The sequence below is a fragment of the Acetobacter sicerae genome, assembly GCF_011516765.1.
Classification (GTDB): domain Bacteria; phylum Pseudomonadota; class Alphaproteobacteria; order Acetobacterales; family Acetobacteraceae; genus Acetobacter; species Acetobacter sicerae.
Genome location: NZ_JAAABN010000002.1, coordinates 206,364 through 223,145 on the forward strand (window position 1 = coordinate 206,364; position 16,782 = coordinate 223,145).

The window sequence follows — 16,782 nt, forward strand, 5'->3', positions numbered from 1 at the left end:
AAACCTTTAGTTACATTTTGGAATATCTATATCCCGGCAACAGGCCTTGCGCCTCATTCACCGGATCCTCTGGACATTATGACCTGCGGGCATGCGTCAAAGGATAAAACGCCATTCCCAGCCTGAAGTTTCTTCGGCGCAGACGTGACCAGCACATCAGAGCGCAAGCGAGTTTACGCCCCTGGCGAAGTGATTATCGGCTATCGGGTCGCAGTCGGCCCAATCATTTTATTGTAACCATGAATGATACTGGCAGAAGCGTTCTCGCCAGACAGCTTCAGCTTTCTTGAGTTGCCGCACCTGCATAAGGCAGGTCGGCAACTCACAAAGCCATGAAGTTTCGGAACAGGTAGATCTGGCCTACGCGGCGTCCAACCCGATATCAAGAGCGGTCACCGTTTGCGTGAGCCAACCCAGAGACAGGATATCAACGCCAGTCTCCGCTATGATCCTTGCCGTTTCGGGCCTGATGCCGCCAGAGGCCTCAGCAATAGCCTTTCCGTCGATCATCTCAACAGCTTTCCGCAACTGATCGGGGCTCATGTTATCGAGCAGAAACGCATCGGCCCCACCGTGCTTCAGCGCCGTCTCAAGCTGTTCCAGCGTATCAACTTCGAGCTCGATCTTCATGAGATGTCCCGCCCGCTTGCGGGCAGCGTCGAGCGTCGCTGTGATACTGCCGCCGCAGAGCGCAATATGATTGTCCTTGATGAGAATAGCGTCATCAAGCCGGTAACGATGGTTGGAGCCACCACCTGCGAGCACTGCATATTTCTGAAAAGCCCGCAGACCGGGGAGAGTCTTTCGCGTGCAACAGACGCGGGCTTTCGTGCCCTGAATGGCGTCCACGATGAAGCGCGTGGTCGATGCAATGCCGCTAAGATGACACAGGAGATTCAGCGCCACTCTCTCCCCTCCGAGTATGGCGCGGGCCGGTCCGCTGACCGTGGCGACTGTCTCTCCTTCTTCCACCTGCCGTCCATCTTCGACCACGGTATCGAACTGAACAGATGGATCGAGCAGGGAAAACGCCAGCGCCGCACCGGGAAGACCTGCGATCACGCCCGTTTTTCTCGCACGAAAAACAGCTCGCAGAATAACGTCCGACTGTCCGAGCGCTTCCGTAGTGACATCGCCACCTGTACCGAAATCCTCCAGCAGTGCGCCCCGGACCATCGGTTCCCACATGATCGGTGGAAGATAGGCTGCGTTCATAAGATCACCTTGATGTGCAAAGAAAAATCTCGATACCTCTCAGATAGCCAGCATGCGTTCGACAGCCCGACGCGCAGGCTCCTGAAACTCCGCAGGAATGGTGACTTCCGTCTGGAGGGTTTCCAGAGACCTCCTGATCCCGGCCAGAGTGATGCGTTTCATGTGCGGGCAGAGATTGCAGGGACGCACAAACCGCGTGTCCGGATAGAGCAGCGACAGATTGTCACTCATGGAACACTCCGTCACCAACAGCACTTTTTCAGGTCTTTCCCGAGCGATCCAGTCGATCATCTGCGCCGTTGAGCCGGAAAAATCGGCTTCGGCGACCACTTCCGGCGGACATTCGGGGTGCGCAATAACAACAACGCCGCGATGAATGCGACGATATTGACGGATTTCCTCTGGCGTGAAGCGCTCGTGAACCTCGCAATGCGCAGGCCAGGTTATCATTTCGATACCTGTTTCCGCTTCGATATTTTTCGCCAGAAATTCGTCCGGGATCATGATGACGCGCGGCACGCCCACACTCTCGACAACCTTTCTAGCGTTGCCCGATGTGCAGCAGATGTCGGTTTCGGCCTTAACGGCTGCCGTGCTGTTCACATAGGTCACGACAGGAACGCCGGGATAAGCCGCCTTGAGAGCCCGGACATTGTCTGCCGTAATCCCCTCCGCCAGAGAGCATCCTGCCAGCGTATCCGGAATCAGCACTTTTTTGGCGGGATTCAGCAGCTTGGCGGTTTCCGCCATGAAGTGAACGCCTGCCATCACGATGACGTCCGCATCCAGATCACAGGCTTCCCGCGCCAGCGCCAGACTGTCTCCGCGAATATCGGAGACACAGTGAAAAATTTCGGGCGTCTGATAGTTATGCGCCAGAATAACGGCGTTTTTCTCGCGTTTCAGGCGCAGGATCGCCTCGATATCGTCCGCGTAAAGCCGCTCCCAGTCCTGTCGCGCCATCACTCCGGCAACAGGCTGGAAAAGAGTATCTCGGGAGTCCGCGAGGAGCGTTGTCATCGGATCGGGCCTGCCTCATCATTATGCTCAATTTGAGCATATAGAGACTGAAACCGATTACCTCAAGTGAACATTGCCACACTTTTCAGCGAGGAATCTCTCAGACAAGTGGCGGCAAAGGCAACTTGGCTCCGGCGAGGTAACAGTTCTGGGAGGACGCCTTGCAGAAACGATAAAGCCGTGCCGGTCTCCCCTGCCCCGACGGATCGAAGAGATCGGTCTCTTCCACCAGCGACTGATGCTGCACCAGACGCCGGAAATTCTGTTTGTGCATCCGGCGACCTGCCAGCGTTTCCATCGCCTGCTGAAGTTGCAGAAGGGTGAAATCCTCAGGCAGGAAATCAAAGACGGCTGGCGTATAACGAATTTTGGCGCGGATCCGTGAAAGCGCCGTCGCCAGAATACGGCGATGATCATGCTTCATGGCGCGCCCCAGAGAGCCTGCGAACAGCGCCGCCCTGCTTCCTTCCCATGATCCTGCTTCGGGAAGAAGGCCAGCCTCCCAGAGCAGTTCATAGCGGTCGAGCACAAGCTCATCGTTCCATTCATGGCCATCCAGACCGAACGCAACAGAACAACGCGACAACCGCCTTTCATTGTCGGACACCCAGCTTTTCATATGCCTGACGAGCGGGATCAGAAACTCCTGCGTCGCCTCCGATCGCCGGTCCTCCCAAGGGAAATACGCATATACAGACTGCCATGACGCCATTTCTGCGGAGGAACGCGCCAGAGCCATATAGGAAATCCGCACAGCCCGATTGCCGAAACCGTCCTCTGCATCAGCAAAGGTATAAAGCTGCTCCGTATGCCCCAGACGGAACCCGGTCAGGTTCTCAACCCAGTGGCGAAGACTGCGTTGCAGGGAAGCCTGTCCGGCCTGCAACGGACCTGAGGGGAACCCGTCGCCTTCTCCTGTCGTGAGAACACAGAGCTGAGGCTCTTTCGCGGCAATGGTGTCCAGCCCAAGCACCACGGCCACCAGTTCAGTTCTGCAATGCGCTGTTTCATTCATGGAACAGGCCGATACCGCCCTCTGTCATCGCCCGCAACAGTTACGACAGCCTGCATGGGGCTCAACTCCAGGCCTTGAGGTCGGCGATATAGTCCGGGTCCAGCAGCAGATTCTTGTATCGCAGCTCCATACGCACGATCATCAGGCAGCCCAGAGCCATTGTCACCTGCTCACGTCCCACACCCATTGCGGTTTTTTCAACCTGCAACAGGGTGTCCAGTGTCCGTTCCACCAGAACAGTCATGGCTGAGACCGAACGGGAAGACGGTGATAACGCCTCAAACATGTGCGTCAGAACAAGCTGAGCCTGCGAGGGCATGCGGACGTCCAGAGCGGAATGTCGCAACTGCATGAGATTGCGCCCCATGGTCATCGCCGAGAACGCACCTTTCAACAATCCGTCCATCTCCGGGGACACCAGCCCTCTGCCATTGGCGATAAGCTGCTCCATGTTCCGGACAATGAACCCGACCCACACCGGCTCTCCAATACGCCTGCTATCTTCGGCAATACGATGAAGAGATCGTATGACATGCGCGCGAAAACTGCTGATGAAAGCTGGCAGGCTGAAAGGCAGGATATGCCGGAAGACCAGCACGCCGAAGCCCAGCCCCGCAAGCAGGGCGAGGCTTGTATTGAACCAGTGAATCTCATCCGTGCGGAAATGGTTTTCCGGGCTGATCATGTAGGGAAAGAAGTTGGCGAAAGAGGCGGCAAGCGCTGCAATGGCGGGATTACGCGCAGCCAGTCCGCCGATGATCATCGGCACGCCGACAGCAAGACACAGCACGGGATAATCCGCCGTCACCGGCATGACGAGAAAGACCGGCACGATGGAAAGAGCAACTGCCCAGACGGCCCCGAACAGGAAATTGCGGCTTGCGATCACGGTGTTGCTGAAGGAGGCGAAGCGGGCGCAGACCACGGCGACAAAGGTGACAAAAAGCGCGCCGTAAGACCAGGCCGTCACTTCCCAGATCATGGCGCCCAGCAGAACAGCCAGAGCGGAGCGTATCCCGTTGGCGAATGTCGCCCCCCAGTCGGGTGGGCGCACAAGCCTGAAACGCGCTGAAAGGGTCGTCTCACGCATGTCACCCGCGTAACATCCGAGCAGATGCTCAAGTTCTCCAAGCAGCAGAGCCAGCCCCTGCAGAACGATCCGGTCGTTCAGGGCCGTTTCCTTTTCTCCCTCTTCGACACCCAGTGTGCTTTCTATTCCGGCCTGACACCGTTTCTGGAGAGTCCAGACATCCTGCCGTAGTTTTTCCGGTGCAGCAGCATGATCCAGTTCCTCAGGCAGTCGTTCGAAAAATGCCGCCACGTCAGCAAGCATTTTTTGCGATATGCCACCTGGAATATTGCCGGTGGCGGCAAGACGGCTTCGCATCCCGACACCTCGGGACGTCAGACGTGTCACCTGTCCGAGAACGGCGCGGGCTGACCGTACCAGAGGTTCATTTCGACCAGCTTCGATCGCACTGAATTCCATTCGGTCATTCAGGGTCAGCGCCAATGAAAAGATCTCATGCAAATCGCTTGCTGCTGGCGACTGACGCAGGAGGATGGCTCTTACGGCTCCTGAAGACCGGGAAATGATTTCACGCAACTGGGAACGAATGGCCTTCTGCGCGCCCGTCGCCACATCGGGGATGAAAATGGCCGCGACCACCATCTCGCAGATGACGCCAAGCAGGATGTAGGTGCCGCGTGACACGGCAATCTCGAAGATCCTGTCCTGAGCATCCACGGCTGAAATCGCGACGATCGCGCAGGTATAGGCCGTCAGCACGAAGGCATAACTGCGGAAGTTGTTCACCAGTGTGCCAAGCGCCGTGCACAGTCCGACCCAGATCGCCAGAAGCGGAAAAAAGAGCCAGGGCTGTTGCGGCGCCATCGACACAAGAGCAACGGCGGAAGCCACCCCGGCCAGCGTGCCCACAACCCGCCAGCGCCCTTTCGAGATGCTTTCGCCTCTCGTTCCCTGCGCCACGATCCAGACCGTCATGGCCGCCCATTGCGGCTGGCCAAGCTCCATCCAGAACGCGATGGCGAGGGCCAGCAGCGAGGCAAAGGTAGTGCGGAGTGAAAATCCAACCGACGTAAGTTTTGGTGCGAAAAGCCACGCGAACGCCGATGGGTTGAGTGTCAGAGCATCAAGGCAACGACTCAACAACGGGACGGCGGGGGGAGATGGCATTCTCCCATACTGCCACGAAGCTGTGCCCACCTCCATCGCGCAAACACAAAATCGTGACGAAAAAACATGCCGTCGAAGCCACAGACAGCGAGTCAGTCCTCAAGCACGCTTCGGGCCTCGTTACGCTGTTCACCCCACGCAAGCGCCAGCATCACCCCAGTCACAAGAATGGCGTCCGTGAGACGGGAAAAATGCAGGCCGAAAGGGATCAGCAGCAACAGGACTGTAATCCCGACAATGTGTGACAGGGCGAAAAAACCTGAGACAATCCTGCGATAGAGAATGCTGGCCAGCAGGTAGAGCACCGGCCCGGACGTCATGACCATGACGGAAGACAGACTTGCCTCCTCCAGCGGATTTTCCATCAGCAGGTCCGCTCCCACCGCCGTCACGATAATGCCCGCAATCAGCACTGCATGGAGATAATGAATGGTCGCACCCATTTTTCCCGGATCATCGGCCTGCGTGATCCTGTGCCTTGCGGCCTCGCCAGATGTGCCGAAATACAGCCACCACATGGCCATCGTTCCCAAGAAACTGATGACGAAAGCGACGAGATAAACCGGTGTCCAGTTCTGGTTTTCGGCCATGGACAGACCTGTCGCCATGATCCCCTCACCCAGCGCCACGATCACGAAAAGCTGGCAGCGCTCGACGAGGTGCGCGCCCTCAATTGTCCAGTCGTCTTTCGAGCTGGATCGGCCCAGCCCCGGAAAAGGAAAACCGAACATCGGGGAGACATATTCGCAGAGCGCGGCGATGCACCACAACGTCACTCGGGTCACCGGGTCCGACGCCACTCCGCCTGTCAGCCAGAACACGGCGGAGACCAGCATCCAGGCAAGGATCCGTCGGTAATTCGGTGCAAGCGGATGATTGCGAGGCAGCCACGCAACGACGAAAGCGCTGCGTCCCACCTGCATGGCCGCGAAACAGAGCGCAAAAGGCAGACCATGCTCCGCAAAGGAATCCGCGATCGCTGATCCCATGAGCAGGGCGAGCACCATGGTGACGAACAACACGCCCCGGACGGCAGGCAGGCGCGGGTCAAACCAGTTTGTGAACCAGCCGGTATATTGCCAGCCCAGCCAGACGGCGAGCCAGATCACCGCAGTCTGGAAGGCTCCGAACAGCGACAGGTGGTGCAGCAGCCCGTGGCTGAGCTGCGTGATGGCAAAGACATAGACCAGATCAAAGAAGAGTTCTTCGTTTGTGACTGCGGCGTGGTGACCGTCACGGGTGCGGAGGAAAGGATGGTGACTGGCTGTGTCCTGCGACATGAAGCGTCCGTAAAGAGAGAATGACAAAGGGCTCTGAACGTAGCGCCCTCCTTCCGGTTCATACCAGAGAGGATAAGGCGTTCTTCGTCCAGAGCCCTTTATGCTGCGACGGCGTTATTTGGTCGTATAGCCGCCGTTGACGAGGATGGTCTGCCCCGTCATCCACCAGCCTTCCGAAACCATGAACCTTACATAAGGCGCGATGTCCTCAATGTCGGTCAGGCCGGTTTTGCTGAAGGGCGACAGAGCCGCCGCTGTCTTGTGATAGGCCACGGCGTCCGCGCCTTCCTGTCCGTAAAAGAACGGCGTGTCCATCGGTCCGGGACCGATGGCGTTCACGGAAATACCACGCTCACCGAACTCCTTGGACGCTGCACGGGTGAAGTGTTCCACGGCCGCTTTTGAACCGGCATAGGTGGAATAGAACGGCGTGTAGGCGCCAAGCAGCGATGTCACGATGGTGACGATCTTGCCGTTGTCATTTACATGCCTGCCGGCTTCCTTGAGGAAGAAGAACGCGGCCTTGCTGTTGATGGCGAACATGCTGTCATATTCGTCCTCGGTAATGTCGAGGATCGGTTTTTTCAGCACTTTACCAACGGTGTTGATGGCGATGTCGGGACGACCAATGGCGGCGACAGTCTCCCTGAACAGTTTGGTATTGGCGTCTGCTGTCGTCAGATCTCCCTGAAGCGCCACAGCTTCGACGCCCTGATTTTTGAGTTCGGATACAAGCTTTTCCGCGTCGCCGGCCGCTTCCGGGCCATGATAATGAATGGCGATGGCCGCGACCCCATTTGCGGCGAGGTCGCGTGCAATCAGAGCGCCGAGATTTTTCGCGCCGCCGGTAATCAGCGCGGTTTTACCTTTAAGACTATGATCGGTCATGAAATATCTCCCTATCAACGTCTCTCATTTTAGCGTTCGAAATTTCACGAAAAATCACTTGATTTCAGGCAACACTGATCAAGAATGACGAACAATAAGGAGTAGGTTGGTGGACAGGATCGATCTGTTACGTGTGTTCATACGAGTGATGGAGACAGAGAATTTTTCCCGGGCCGCCGGGTCGCTGAATTTGCCGCGTTCCAGTGTTTCAACCGCCATCCAGCAGCTTGAAACGAGGTTGGGAACGCGACTTTTTTCCCGCACTACCAGACTTGTCTCACCCACGACCGATGGAAAGGTGTTTTATGAGCGGGCCCTGCAACTGGTTGCCGACATAGAAGATGCGGAAAGCCTGTTTCAGCAGAAGCATGGTTCTCCGCGAGGCATTCTACGGGTCGAGATGCCGGGACGTATCGGACGCCTGATTGTTGCGCCGGCGCTTCCCACATTTCTTGCCACTTATCCGGAAATTGACATCCAGCTGGGCGTGACGGATTGCTCCGTCAATCTGACGGAAGATGGAGTAGACTGCGCGTTGCGGGTCGGTATGCTGGCGGATTCCAGTCTGATTTCGCGTCATATTGCTGATCTGCAGGTCATCAATGTCACAAGTCCGCTCTACCTGAAGACTTACGGTGTTCCACATACTCCTCAGGATATTCCTGACCATCAGGTCATTCGCTACGCTTCTCCCGCGACAGGACGAATCGAAGAATGGGAATGGGTTCATCGCGGTGAATCAAAGACCTGTCCCGTACAAGGACGTGTCACGGTCAACAGCGCCGAAGCGTTGATTGCCTGCTGCGTGGCAGGGTCTGGCCTGATTCAGATTCCGGCCTATGACGTTGCAGCTCACCTTGCCAATGGCGAACTGGTCGAGGTCATGCCCGACTGGCGGGCGCCCCCTTTGCCTCTGTCTCTTTTGTATCCAGAGAGGCGTCATCGATCATCAAGGCTTCGTGTTTTTGTTGACTGGATTATCAATCTGATCAAAAAACAGATTTAGTCATTTAATCAATACTTCAGATATTTTCTCTTTTATTCAATGGTTTCGAAAGCATCGACCAGCCATTCCTCTGGCTCGCGATCCGCCTCCTCATACCATCGTTCCATCAGAGGATGCTTGCGAACAGATTCAATATAAGCCCGCGATACATCAGAAACATTAATATCATAACTGAGAAAACGTGCGACAATCGGAGCGAATGCAACATCTGCATTGGTAAAATGGCGACCAAAAAGATAGTCCCCGCTTCCGCCAAAATTACGCCGCGCTTCCGTCCAGATTGAATCAATGCGGGCAATATCTTTTGTTATCGCATCCGACAGAGGTTCTTTAAGTGGACGTTGAATTCTTCCTAGATTCATCGGCATTGCGGAGCGAACGCCCTGAAATCCTGAATGCATTTCAGCAGAGACGGACCGCGCCATCGCGCGCGCGTCCTGATTTTCAGGCCAGAGCTTTGGCTCAAGTTCTGCGCAATATTCGGCAATCGCCAGACTGTCCCATATCTTTACGTTGCGATGTTCCAGAAATGGAACCTTACCATTAGGAGAAACCTGCGCTATCCGCGCACTACTGTCCGGTTGACGGAGCGGTATGACTTCTTCCAAGACATTTAGGCCTGCGAGCCTTACCGGCAGCCACCCTCTCAGGGACCATGAAGAATAACGCTTGGTGCCTATGACAAGACGGCCTTCGCTCATGAAAATGCTCCCTGCTGGCGATGAACAGTCTGGCTATAGCATCTATCAGAACAGACTGGCAGCCAAACACAGACAGAAATGATCCATATTTTCCGGACAATGGAACGTCTGCAGTGCGAACCCCGTCTGATTGAAATGGATTTTTCTCGTTTAAAATCATGTATTTCGTCAATACACCGGAAACGCATTCTAGCGCCGGACGACTTTGATACATGAGACAGAACTGTAACCTGCGATAATACGCCCAAGGTGAAACACATATTCCAACCCTATCGGCGAGCCGTTAAAAAATTATCCATACTGGGTCATTACAACTCCTCACATGACGGAGCGTGTCAGCATACGCACATGATAAGAGGTTTATGTGACAACGGTTTTGACTTATGGAACATTTGATCTCTTTCATATAGGTCATGTTCGTCTTCTCCAAAGGGCACGCGCTTTGGGAGAACGATTGTATGTTGGCGTCTCTTCCGACGAGTTTAACGCCATCAAAGGCAAAAACAGCATCATTCCTTATGAACAGCGAGCCGCCATTGTCGCCGCCATAAAGGAAGTGGATGGCGTTTTTCCTGAAGAAAACTGGGCACAGAAAAAATTGGATATCGAACGCCTGAAAGCCGACATTCTGGTCATGGGAAGCGACTGGGAAGGCAGATTCGACGATCTGGATACCATGTGCACTGTTCATTACCTCCCCAGAACGGAAAACATATCCACAACGGATATTAAAAAGACATTTGAAAACATAAATCGCCAGCAGATTGTTAACCTGGAAAATCAACTCCGGAGCGCACGCGATACACTTTTACAAAATCATTTACTTTAACGCACTACAAAGAAAATAGAGAAAGGTAAATTTCACAATGAACGATCAGAATACACAGAAAGCAAGCCGCTATCTTCACGGTCTGGAGACCATTTCAGAAAAAACCAAAAAAACTCCGATTATCCTGTTTTTTGGTCGTCATCATTTTTCTGACAACTCAAAATATCTTTTCCTGAATATGTCTGCCCGTCAGGATGTTCTGGCTATCTGGTGTTCTTCCAATACGGAACTTTGCACCCGCCTTGCTGATGAGGGCTTACATGTTCTTAATATGAACGGGGATGTTGGTCAGATCCTATCTGTTTTTATGCAGGCGGCAGTCGCTGTACATTGCATCAATACTTTTGAAAGCGTCGAAAATCCTCTTATGCGTGCAGCGCTCAAAGGCGCAATTCATATTCAGCTCTGGCATGGCGTTTCCATCAAACCACTGGATATGATAAAAGCCAACGCAGATAATCTGGTCGACACCACCTGGATAGAGCAGACGCTTGGAGCCATCTCCATTGACGTCATACTGAGTCCATCGGAAAGACTGGATAATTTCTGGCAGGCGGCTTTTGGCGTTCAGTATGTCATTCGTGCCGGGCTCCCAAGAAACGAAGTTCTGCTGCGCAACGCAACCAAGGCGGAACGTATCAATACAGCGGATACCCTTTTATCTGACGCAGAAAACTATATTCTCTGGGCTCCTACATTTACTTCGGCAGGCATGACGCCTCTATGGAGCCGTCCCGAACTGATCAACCAACTGACGACCACCGCAAGAGACAATGGATGCCAGCTTGTTATCAAACCTCACCCCTATGACACAATAAACTTCCAGTCTCGAGATACAGATAATCATGAAGGTGTCATTTTTCTGTCGCCAGATATTGATATTTATCCGGATCTTCACAGATTTTCATGCCTTATTACAGACTGCTCTTCTCTTATGTTTGATTATCTTCACCTAGACCGACCAATTCTAATTCTTGAACATTCCAATAAAGGCAACGACACTCCCCTGGCTTGGTTTGACCATCTTCCTCTTCCTGCCGTGATTGGCCCTGATGCAAACGCAACAGTCTTGTTAGAAACGTGCCTGAAAGACGACCAGCAAACGCATAATCGTAAAAAATGCCTGCAGGCTCTATTCAGCACAGACACCCTCACCTCCTGTGAAATGATAGCAAAGATTTTGTGGGATCTTGTTGAAAAACAAACAGATAAGAAAATGACCATTTTACAATAAATCATTTCTCAAAATATTTTTCCTTAAGATCACTCACAATGTTACCGCATGGCGAGTGATCTTAAACAGGAAATTGACTGCTCAACACAGGGATTTTCCTGAAAGCAATGGACATTATGCACTTTACTGGAGCATCGATGCGGAACGGATAGATAAATACGGCGCACGTATCGTATCCACCGGATGTTTGTGCGGAAAAATAGTCTCTGATTGTTCCGTATTACCTTTTGATGAAAGGAAATACGGAACGCAAGCCTCATGATTGATGAGTTGCCTGCGTATCACAGCCGCCCATCGCGAAATCCGATGGCCAATAATTATCGCTGGTTGTCTAATCTCTGTCGGAAACAACGGTCTTGCATAGTTTCCTGCATCTCATGGCGGACCCGACGCGATTCGAACGCGTGACCTTTGCCTTCGGAGGGCAACGCTCTATCCAGCTGAGCTACGGGTCCACTGCGCGCCTTACTACAGCAGACAGGCTGTGTTTGCCAAGAGGGTAAACACTCCCACAAAAACCTTCGCCATCACGGAAGAGACAGCCTGTCCATCTCAGACGGCAACAAGCCGAAGGGCGCATTCACGTCCTGTCCGCTCCCCTGTTCAGCAGCCCACACTCCAGCGGAAACATCGCCTCCAGATGGCAGCAGAGCATCCGGTTGATCCAGCCAGGACAGAATATCCACCGTAACGCGCCTCCCTGCCCTCTCCCGCAGCAGCAGATGATGACCGCCGGGAATCAGATCCCGCCTTACCGAAGACGGGAAACGCCTCCACGCCTCAGCCATGGCCTGCGCCGGAACGAGTTGATCACGGTCTCCATACACAACCAGTGTCGGGAGCTTCTGCCATTTTGCCGCATGGGCCGCCTGCGTCATCAGATCAACGAGCCCTTGCAATGCGACAAACTTCGTGACGTGGAGCGTCAGAGGATCGAAATAGAGCCGTCGTAGCGCCTCGATATTATTACTCGCCACCACATGAACCGGCAGTTCCCGCCCTGAGACACTGCCCTCCGGCGCAATGGCGGCCAGAAGATGGGCGGATGCCCTGCCCAGCGGGCCTGTATCCCAGACGGCGGGCGCCAGCAGCACCACACCGGAAAGAGGGAGGCCGGTCGGATGGCTGGCGACAACCATCGCAACAGCACCGCCCATACTCTCACCCATCAGCCAGACAGGCTTCCCCGGATGCTCGATCGCAAGCTGCTTCAGTTCTTCTCGCACATCGTCGGCGAGACGATCTGAACCGACCCAGCCGCCACGATCTGGAGCAGCGCCGAAGCCTCGCAGATCCGGCGCCCAGACGCTGAAACCTGCCTGAGCGAATGCTGGCGCTGTCGTCTCCCAGGCGTCACGGCTGTCATTGAAACCATGCAGCGCCAGAATCACGCCTCTTTCAGCGCCCCGGGCAGGCCAGATACGGAGAGGAATATGAGCGCGATCAGACAGCGTCAGCACACGGTCGGGTGGCACAAGCCGGGCATATTCTGCGTAACGGGGCGGCACCCTGATATGCGGTTCACGGGCGCATCCCGCCAATGTTAGCGCCGCCAGAATTAAGGTCGCCAGTCGCCCTGAAAATCGCATGATATGATGAAAGCCAGACAAAAGAGCGTGCGGGTGGTTTGAACTCACGGCGTTCATGCGTATCATCGCGCACCCGACAGGCCAACCGGTGTGTCTCCCTGAAGCCGGTCCCATGACCATCTCACAGGATCATGTTCATGCTTATTCAGCCTACCAATCCGACCCCACGGCCCCGGCTCGGCCATGTCGAAACAGTGATCGTGCAGAACCGCAAGATTTCCTGCGACGGCGGTCTGGGAGCGCTCGGACACCCCAAGGTCTGGCTGAAGATCGGCGGCGACCAGACATTCTGCCCCTATTGCTCCCGCCTGTTCGTGCTGGACCCGAACGCCACGCCGGACAGCGCGCACTGAGGTTTTTTACTCTATGAACAAAGCGGGCATGCCCCACCTGATTCTGGTGGATGGCAGTGGTTTCATCTTCCGGGCTTTTCACGCCCTCCCTCCCATGAGCAACCCGGAAGGCGTGCCGGTCAACGCCGTGTATGGCTTCTGCAACATGCTGACCCGCCTGATGCGGGAGCATGTCGGCACACACCTTGCGGTCGTTTTCGATGCCGGACGGGTGACGTTCCGCAACGAGATCTATGCGCAGTACAAGGCGCATCGACCGGACGTACCGGAAGATCTGATCCCGCAGTTCGGGTTGATCCGTGAGGCGACCGCGGCCTTCGGCGTGCCTGGAATCGAGCTTGAAGGATTCGAGGCGGACGATCTGATCGCCAGCTATGCCCGCTTCATCGAACAGACCGGTGGTTACTGCACCATCGTTTCCTCCGACAAGGATCTGATGCAGCTCATCGGTCCGCAGGTCGAGATGATGGACCCCATCAAACAGAAACCGATCCGGGCCGGGGAAGTCGAGGCCAAGTTCGGCGTTGGGCCGGATAAGGTCATCGACGTGCAGGCCCTGATGGGCGATCCGACAGACAATGTGCCGGGCATACCGGGGATCGGCCCGAAAACGGCCTCCGCGCTGGTCAGCGAGTTCGGTAATCTGGAGGCCGTGCTGGCCGCCGCGCCGGACATGAAGAAATCCAAGCGTCGTGACTCGCTGATCGAGCATGCGGAAGCCGCTCGCGTTTCGCTCAAGCTGGTTACGCTGAAAAATGATGTCCCTCTGCCCGTTCCCGTAGCCGATATGGCCGTGCAGGAGCCGAATGAGGAAGCTCTGGGCGACTGGCTCGACCGGATGGGTTTCCGCTCGATCCGTCATCGGTTCGGACTTGGCGACGGCAAACCTCTGGCGCAGGCGGCGTCCGCTGCAGCGATGCGCTTCGCCAACGGTGGCGCCCACTCTGCCGCAACGCCTCCTCCCGAGCAGGTTCCCTATAGCGGCTATGAAACCGTCACGGATCTTGTCTCGCTGGAGAAATGGGTCACAGAAGCCCGCGCTGCCGGTGTCTGCGCCGTGGACACGGAAACGGATGGCCTCGATCCCCTGAAGGCCCGCATGGTCGGCCTCTCGCTGGCGACGGCTCCGGGTCGGGCCTGCTATGTTCCGCTGCTGCATGAAGGCACGCTGGAAGCGCCTGTCGGACATCAGATTTCCGTATCGGAAGCCGTGGCTGCGCTTGAGCCGCTGTTTACGGACCCATCCGTGCTCAAGATTTTCCAGAACGCCAAGTTCGACATACTCGTGTTCCGTGGCGCGAACGCGGCTCCGATCGGCCCAATCGACGACACGATGCTGATCTCCTACGCCCAGTCGGCTGGCCTGCATGGTCAGGGCATGGATGAACTCTCGAAGCTGCATCTGGGTCATGTGCCGATCACCTACGATCAGGTCACGGGAACAGGCCGTAATCGTATCCCCTTCCAGCAGGTGCCGCTGGACAAGGCGACAGCCTACGCCGCCGAAGATGCCGATGTGACCCTGCGTCTGTGGCTGAAGCTGCATCCCCAGTTGCGCACCAACAGGGCGCTGGCTCTGTATGAGGGCTATGAGCGCCCGCTGATCACTGTGCTGAGCGACATGGAGCAGACCGGTATCAAGGTCGATGCTCATGAACTGCGCCGTCTTTCGGAGAATTTCGAAGGTCGTATGGGCGTTATCGAGAAAGAAATTCACACGGCGGCCGGACGCACTTTCAATGTCGGCTCACCCAAGCAGCTTGGTGAAATCCTGTTTGATGAAATGGGTCTTCCCGGCGGCAAGCGGGGGAAGACCGGCGCATGGAGCACGGATTCCTCCGTCCTGCAGGATCTGGCCGATCAGGGACAGGAACTTCCCACAAAGATTCTCGCCTGGCGTCAGCTTTCCAAGCTGAAAAGCACCTATACCGACTCTCTGCTCAAGCAGATGGACCCGGCGACAAACCGGGTTCACACCACCTTCCAGATGGCCATCACCACCACCGGCCGCCTGTCCTCGAACGATCCCAACCTTCAGAACATTCCTGTCCGCACGGAGGAAGGGGCGCAGATCCGCAGGAGCTTCATCGCGCCAGAAGGCAAGGTCCTGCTGTCCGCCGACTATTCCCAGATTGAACTACGCCTGCTGGCCAGTGTCGCGGATGTGCCGACATTGCGGGAGGCGTTCGCTCTGGGACAGGACATTCACGCCCGCACCGCCGCCGAGGTGTTCGGTGTGCCGCTTGAAGGCATGGATCCGCTGACCCGTCGGCGCGCCAAGGCCATCAATTTCGGCATCATCTATGGCATTTCAGCCTTCGGTCTGAGCAGACAGCTCGGCATCTCCATGGGTGAAGCCCGCGCCTATATCGACGCCTATTTCGCCCGTTATCCCGGCATCCGGGACTATATGGACGAACGGAAGATCGAAGCGAAGGCGCACGGCTATGTCGTGACGCCCCTCGGACGTCGTTGCTATGTTCCCGGCATTACAGCGAAAAACGGCGCGCAACGTTCCTATGCCGAACGGCAGGCGATCAACGCGCCGTTACAGGGTGGCGCTGCGGATATCATCAAGCGCGCCATGGTCCGCCTGCCCCACGCTCTGGCGGAAGCCGGTCTGCCTGCCACCATGCTTCTACAGGTGCATGACGAACTTCTGTTCGAAGTGGAAAAGAGTGCGGCAGATGAGACCGCAGCGCTGGTAAAGAAAATGATGGAAGGCGCGGCGGATCTGCCCGTGCCGCTGGTTGTCGAAACCGGCATTGGAGCCAACTGGGCCGAGGCACACTGATGAACACTTCCACACCCCCGTCCGGTCCGAAAAAGAAATCTGGCAGAGCGGGTCTGATCATTACTCTGACGATCACCTTTCTGGCGTGTGTCGGCGGCTATGTCGCCTACAGGGCTTCGGACGCCATGGGGCCGGTTGTCTCCTCAAACGGCAATGAGGTGGGCGGCAGTTTCCGTCTGATGGATTCCTCGGACGGAACCATGACCGATTCGCATTTCCGCGGACGGTGGATGCTCGTCATGTTCGGGGCGATCCATTGCACGGATGATGCCTGCACCCCCGCTCTCACACGTCTGAGCGCAGCGCTTCAGGCTGTCGATCCGAGCCGCAAGCTATTCGCGCCTCTGTTCATCAGCCTTGATCCGAACCGTGACCTTGCCATGAATCTGCGGCAGTACGCCCTGAAATTCAACGCGAAGATCATCACCGGCACCGCCGCCCCGGCAACACTGGAGGCCGTCGCTAAAGAATATCACGCCCCAATCGTGAAACACCCTGATTCTTATTGGGAATATACTTACGAAGTCTCTCCGCGCATTGTCATCATGAATCCCGAAGGACGCTACGCCGGAACGATCGAGACCGCAGCCAGCGCCGATGAAATGGAAAAACGCCTCCGTGCTCTTCTGGAGCAGCACTGACGGATGCTCCGCGGTTTTCG

14 protein-coding genes and 1 tRNA gene are annotated in these 16,782 nt (G+C 55.8%); 6 read left to right on the forward strand and 9 right to left on the reverse strand.

Annotated features, from left to right (window positions below; translation table 11 throughout):
• Nucleotides 1-360: 360 nt before the first annotated feature.
• From nadC to GVI59_RS03530, 6 genes are all read right to left on the reverse strand, one after another.
• Entirely contained in the window at nt 361-1,215 is an 855-nt protein-coding gene (gene nadC / locus GVI59_RS03505; RefSeq protein WP_173572913.1) for a carboxylating nicotinate-nucleotide diphosphorylase, read from the reverse strand.
• 39 nt (nt 1,216-1,254) lie between these two features.
• Nucleotides 1,255-2,235, reverse strand: coding sequence for a quinolinate synthase NadA (gene nadA, locus GVI59_RS03510; protein WP_173572914.1), 981 nt, complete (start codon nt 2,233-2,235; stop codon nt 1,255-1,257).
• 100 nt (nt 2,236-2,335) lie between these two features.
• Complete coding sequence (locus GVI59_RS03515) at nt 2,336-3,250, reverse strand: NUDIX hydrolase (protein ID WP_173572915.1); 915 nt, start codon at nt 3,248-3,250, stop codon at nt 2,336-2,338.
• Between the two features lie 61 nt (nt 3,251-3,311).
• Nucleotides 3,312-5,447, reverse strand: coding sequence for an FUSC family protein (locus tag GVI59_RS03520; protein ID WP_173572916.1), 2,136 nt, complete (start codon nt 5,445-5,447; stop codon nt 3,312-3,314).
• A gap of 92 nt (nt 5,448-5,539) precedes the next feature.
• Entirely contained in the window at nt 5,540-6,727 is a 1,188-nt protein-coding gene (locus GVI59_RS03525) for a low temperature requirement protein A (RefSeq protein ID WP_173572917.1), read from the reverse strand.
• Between the two features lie 114 nt (nt 6,728-6,841).
• Complete coding sequence (locus tag GVI59_RS03530; protein ID WP_173572918.1) at nt 6,842-7,615, reverse strand: SDR family oxidoreductase; 774 nt, start codon at nt 7,613-7,615, stop codon at nt 6,842-6,844.
• Between the two features lie 109 nt (nt 7,616-7,724).
• Between GVI59_RS03530 and GVI59_RS03535 the strand changes: the two genes are divergently transcribed.
• Nucleotides 7,725-8,621, forward strand: a complete 897-nt coding sequence (locus GVI59_RS03535) for a LysR substrate-binding domain-containing protein (protein WP_173572919.1) — start codon at nt 7,725-7,727, stop codon at nt 8,619-8,621.
• Nucleotides 8,622-8,653: 32 nt separating this feature from the next.
• Here GVI59_RS03535 and GVI59_RS03540 read toward each other — a convergent pair whose 3' ends face one another.
• Nucleotides 8,654-9,322 (reverse strand): glutathione S-transferase family protein, encoded by a 669-nt coding sequence (locus GVI59_RS03540; RefSeq protein WP_173572920.1) that lies wholly within the window; start codon nt 9,320-9,322, stop codon nt 8,654-8,656.
• Nucleotides 9,323-9,686: 364 nt separating this feature from the next.
• Between GVI59_RS03540 and GVI59_RS03545 the strand changes: the two genes are divergently transcribed.
• Both GVI59_RS03545 and GVI59_RS03550 read left to right on the forward strand, forming a co-directional pair.
• Nucleotides 9,687-10,151: an adenylyltransferase/cytidyltransferase family protein gene (locus GVI59_RS03545; protein ID WP_173572921.1), complete on the forward strand. Its 465-nt coding sequence runs from the start codon at nt 9,687-9,689 to the stop codon at nt 10,149-10,151.
• A gap of 37 nt (nt 10,152-10,188) precedes the next feature.
• Nucleotides 10,189-11,385, forward strand: coding sequence for a CDP-glycerol glycerophosphotransferase family protein (locus tag GVI59_RS03550; RefSeq protein ID WP_173572922.1), 1,197 nt, complete (start codon nt 10,189-10,191; stop codon nt 11,383-11,385).
• Between the two features lie 378 nt (nt 11,386-11,763).
• On the opposite strand, the gene GVI59_RS03555 is transcribed toward GVI59_RS03550, so the two are convergent.
• Both GVI59_RS03555 and GVI59_RS03560 read right to left on the reverse strand, forming a co-directional pair.
• Nucleotides 11,764-11,840 (reverse strand) — tRNA-Arg (locus GVI59_RS03555).
• A gap of 72 nt (nt 11,841-11,912) precedes the next feature.
• Complete coding sequence (locus tag GVI59_RS03560) at nt 11,913-13,040, reverse strand: alpha/beta hydrolase (RefSeq protein ID WP_173572923.1); 1,128 nt, start codon at nt 13,038-13,040, stop codon at nt 11,913-11,915.
• Nucleotides 13,041-13,111: 71 nt separating this feature from the next.
• Here GVI59_RS03560 and GVI59_RS03565 point away from each other — a divergent pair, with 71 nt between their 5' ends.
• Genes GVI59_RS03565 through GVI59_RS03575 form a run of 3 tightly spaced genes read left to right on the forward strand, consistent with a single transcriptional unit; the run spans nt 13,112 to nt 16,762 of the window.
• Entirely contained in the window at nt 13,112-13,327 is a 216-nt protein-coding gene (locus tag GVI59_RS03565; protein ID WP_010666503.1) for a zinc-finger domain-containing protein, read from the forward strand.
• A gap of 13 nt (nt 13,328-13,340) precedes the next feature.
• Nucleotides 13,341-16,121: a DNA polymerase I gene (gene polA, locus GVI59_RS03570; protein ID WP_173572924.1), complete on the forward strand. Its 2,781-nt coding sequence runs from the start codon at nt 13,341-13,343 to the stop codon at nt 16,119-16,121.
• On the forward strand, nt 16,121-16,762 hold the full coding sequence (locus tag GVI59_RS03575) for an SCO family protein (protein WP_173572925.1): 642 nt from the start codon (nt 16,121-16,123) through the stop codon (nt 16,760-16,762). Before polA ends, GVI59_RS03575 begins: the two co-directional genes overlap by 1 nt.
• The last annotated feature ends 20 nt before the right edge of the window (nt 16,763-16,782 follow it).

Bases quoted from the DNA above. Each gene is read 5' to 3' on its own strand.
- GVI59_RS03540 (WP_173572920.1), bottom strand. From the start codon at position 9,322: ATGAGCGAAGGCCGTCTTGTCATAGGCACCAAGCGTTATTCTTCATGG.
- GVI59_RS03525 (WP_173572917.1), bottom strand. From the start codon at position 6,727: ATGTCGCAGGACACAGCCAGTCACCATCCTTTCCTCCGCACCCGTGAC.
- GVI59_RS03550 (WP_173572922.1), top strand. From the start codon at position 10,189: ATGAACGATCAGAATACACAGAAAGCAAGCCGCTATCTTCACGGTCTG.
- GVI59_RS03560 (WP_173572923.1), bottom strand. From the start codon at position 13,040: ATGATACGCATGAACGCCGTGAGTTCAAACCACCCGCACGCTCTTTTG.
- GVI59_RS03520 (WP_173572916.1), bottom strand. From the start codon at position 5,447: ATGCCATCTCCCCCCGCCGTCCCGTTGTTGAGTCGTTGCCTTGATGCT.
- GVI59_RS03565 (WP_010666503.1), top strand. From the start codon at position 13,112: ATGCTTATTCAGCCTACCAATCCGACCCCACGGCCCCGGCTCGGCCAT.
- GVI59_RS03575 (WP_173572925.1), top strand. From the start codon at position 16,121: ATGAACACTTCCACACCCCCGTCCGGTCCGAAAAAGAAATCTGGCAGA.
- nadA (WP_173572914.1), bottom strand. From the start codon at position 2,235: ATGACAACGCTCCTCGCGGACTCCCGAGATACTCTTTTCCAGCCTGTT.
- nadC (WP_173572913.1), bottom strand. From the start codon at position 1,215: ATGAACGCAGCCTATCTTCCACCGATCATGTGGGAACCGATGGTCCGG.
- GVI59_RS03515 (WP_173572915.1), bottom strand. From the start codon at position 3,250: ATGAATGAAACAGCGCATTGCAGAACTGAACTGGTGGCCGTGGTGCTT.
- GVI59_RS03530 (WP_173572918.1), bottom strand. From the start codon at position 7,615: ATGACCGATCATAGTCTTAAAGGTAAAACCGCGCTGATTACCGGCGGC.
- polA (WP_173572924.1), top strand. From the start codon at position 13,341: ATGAACAAAGCGGGCATGCCCCACCTGATTCTGGTGGATGGCAGTGGT.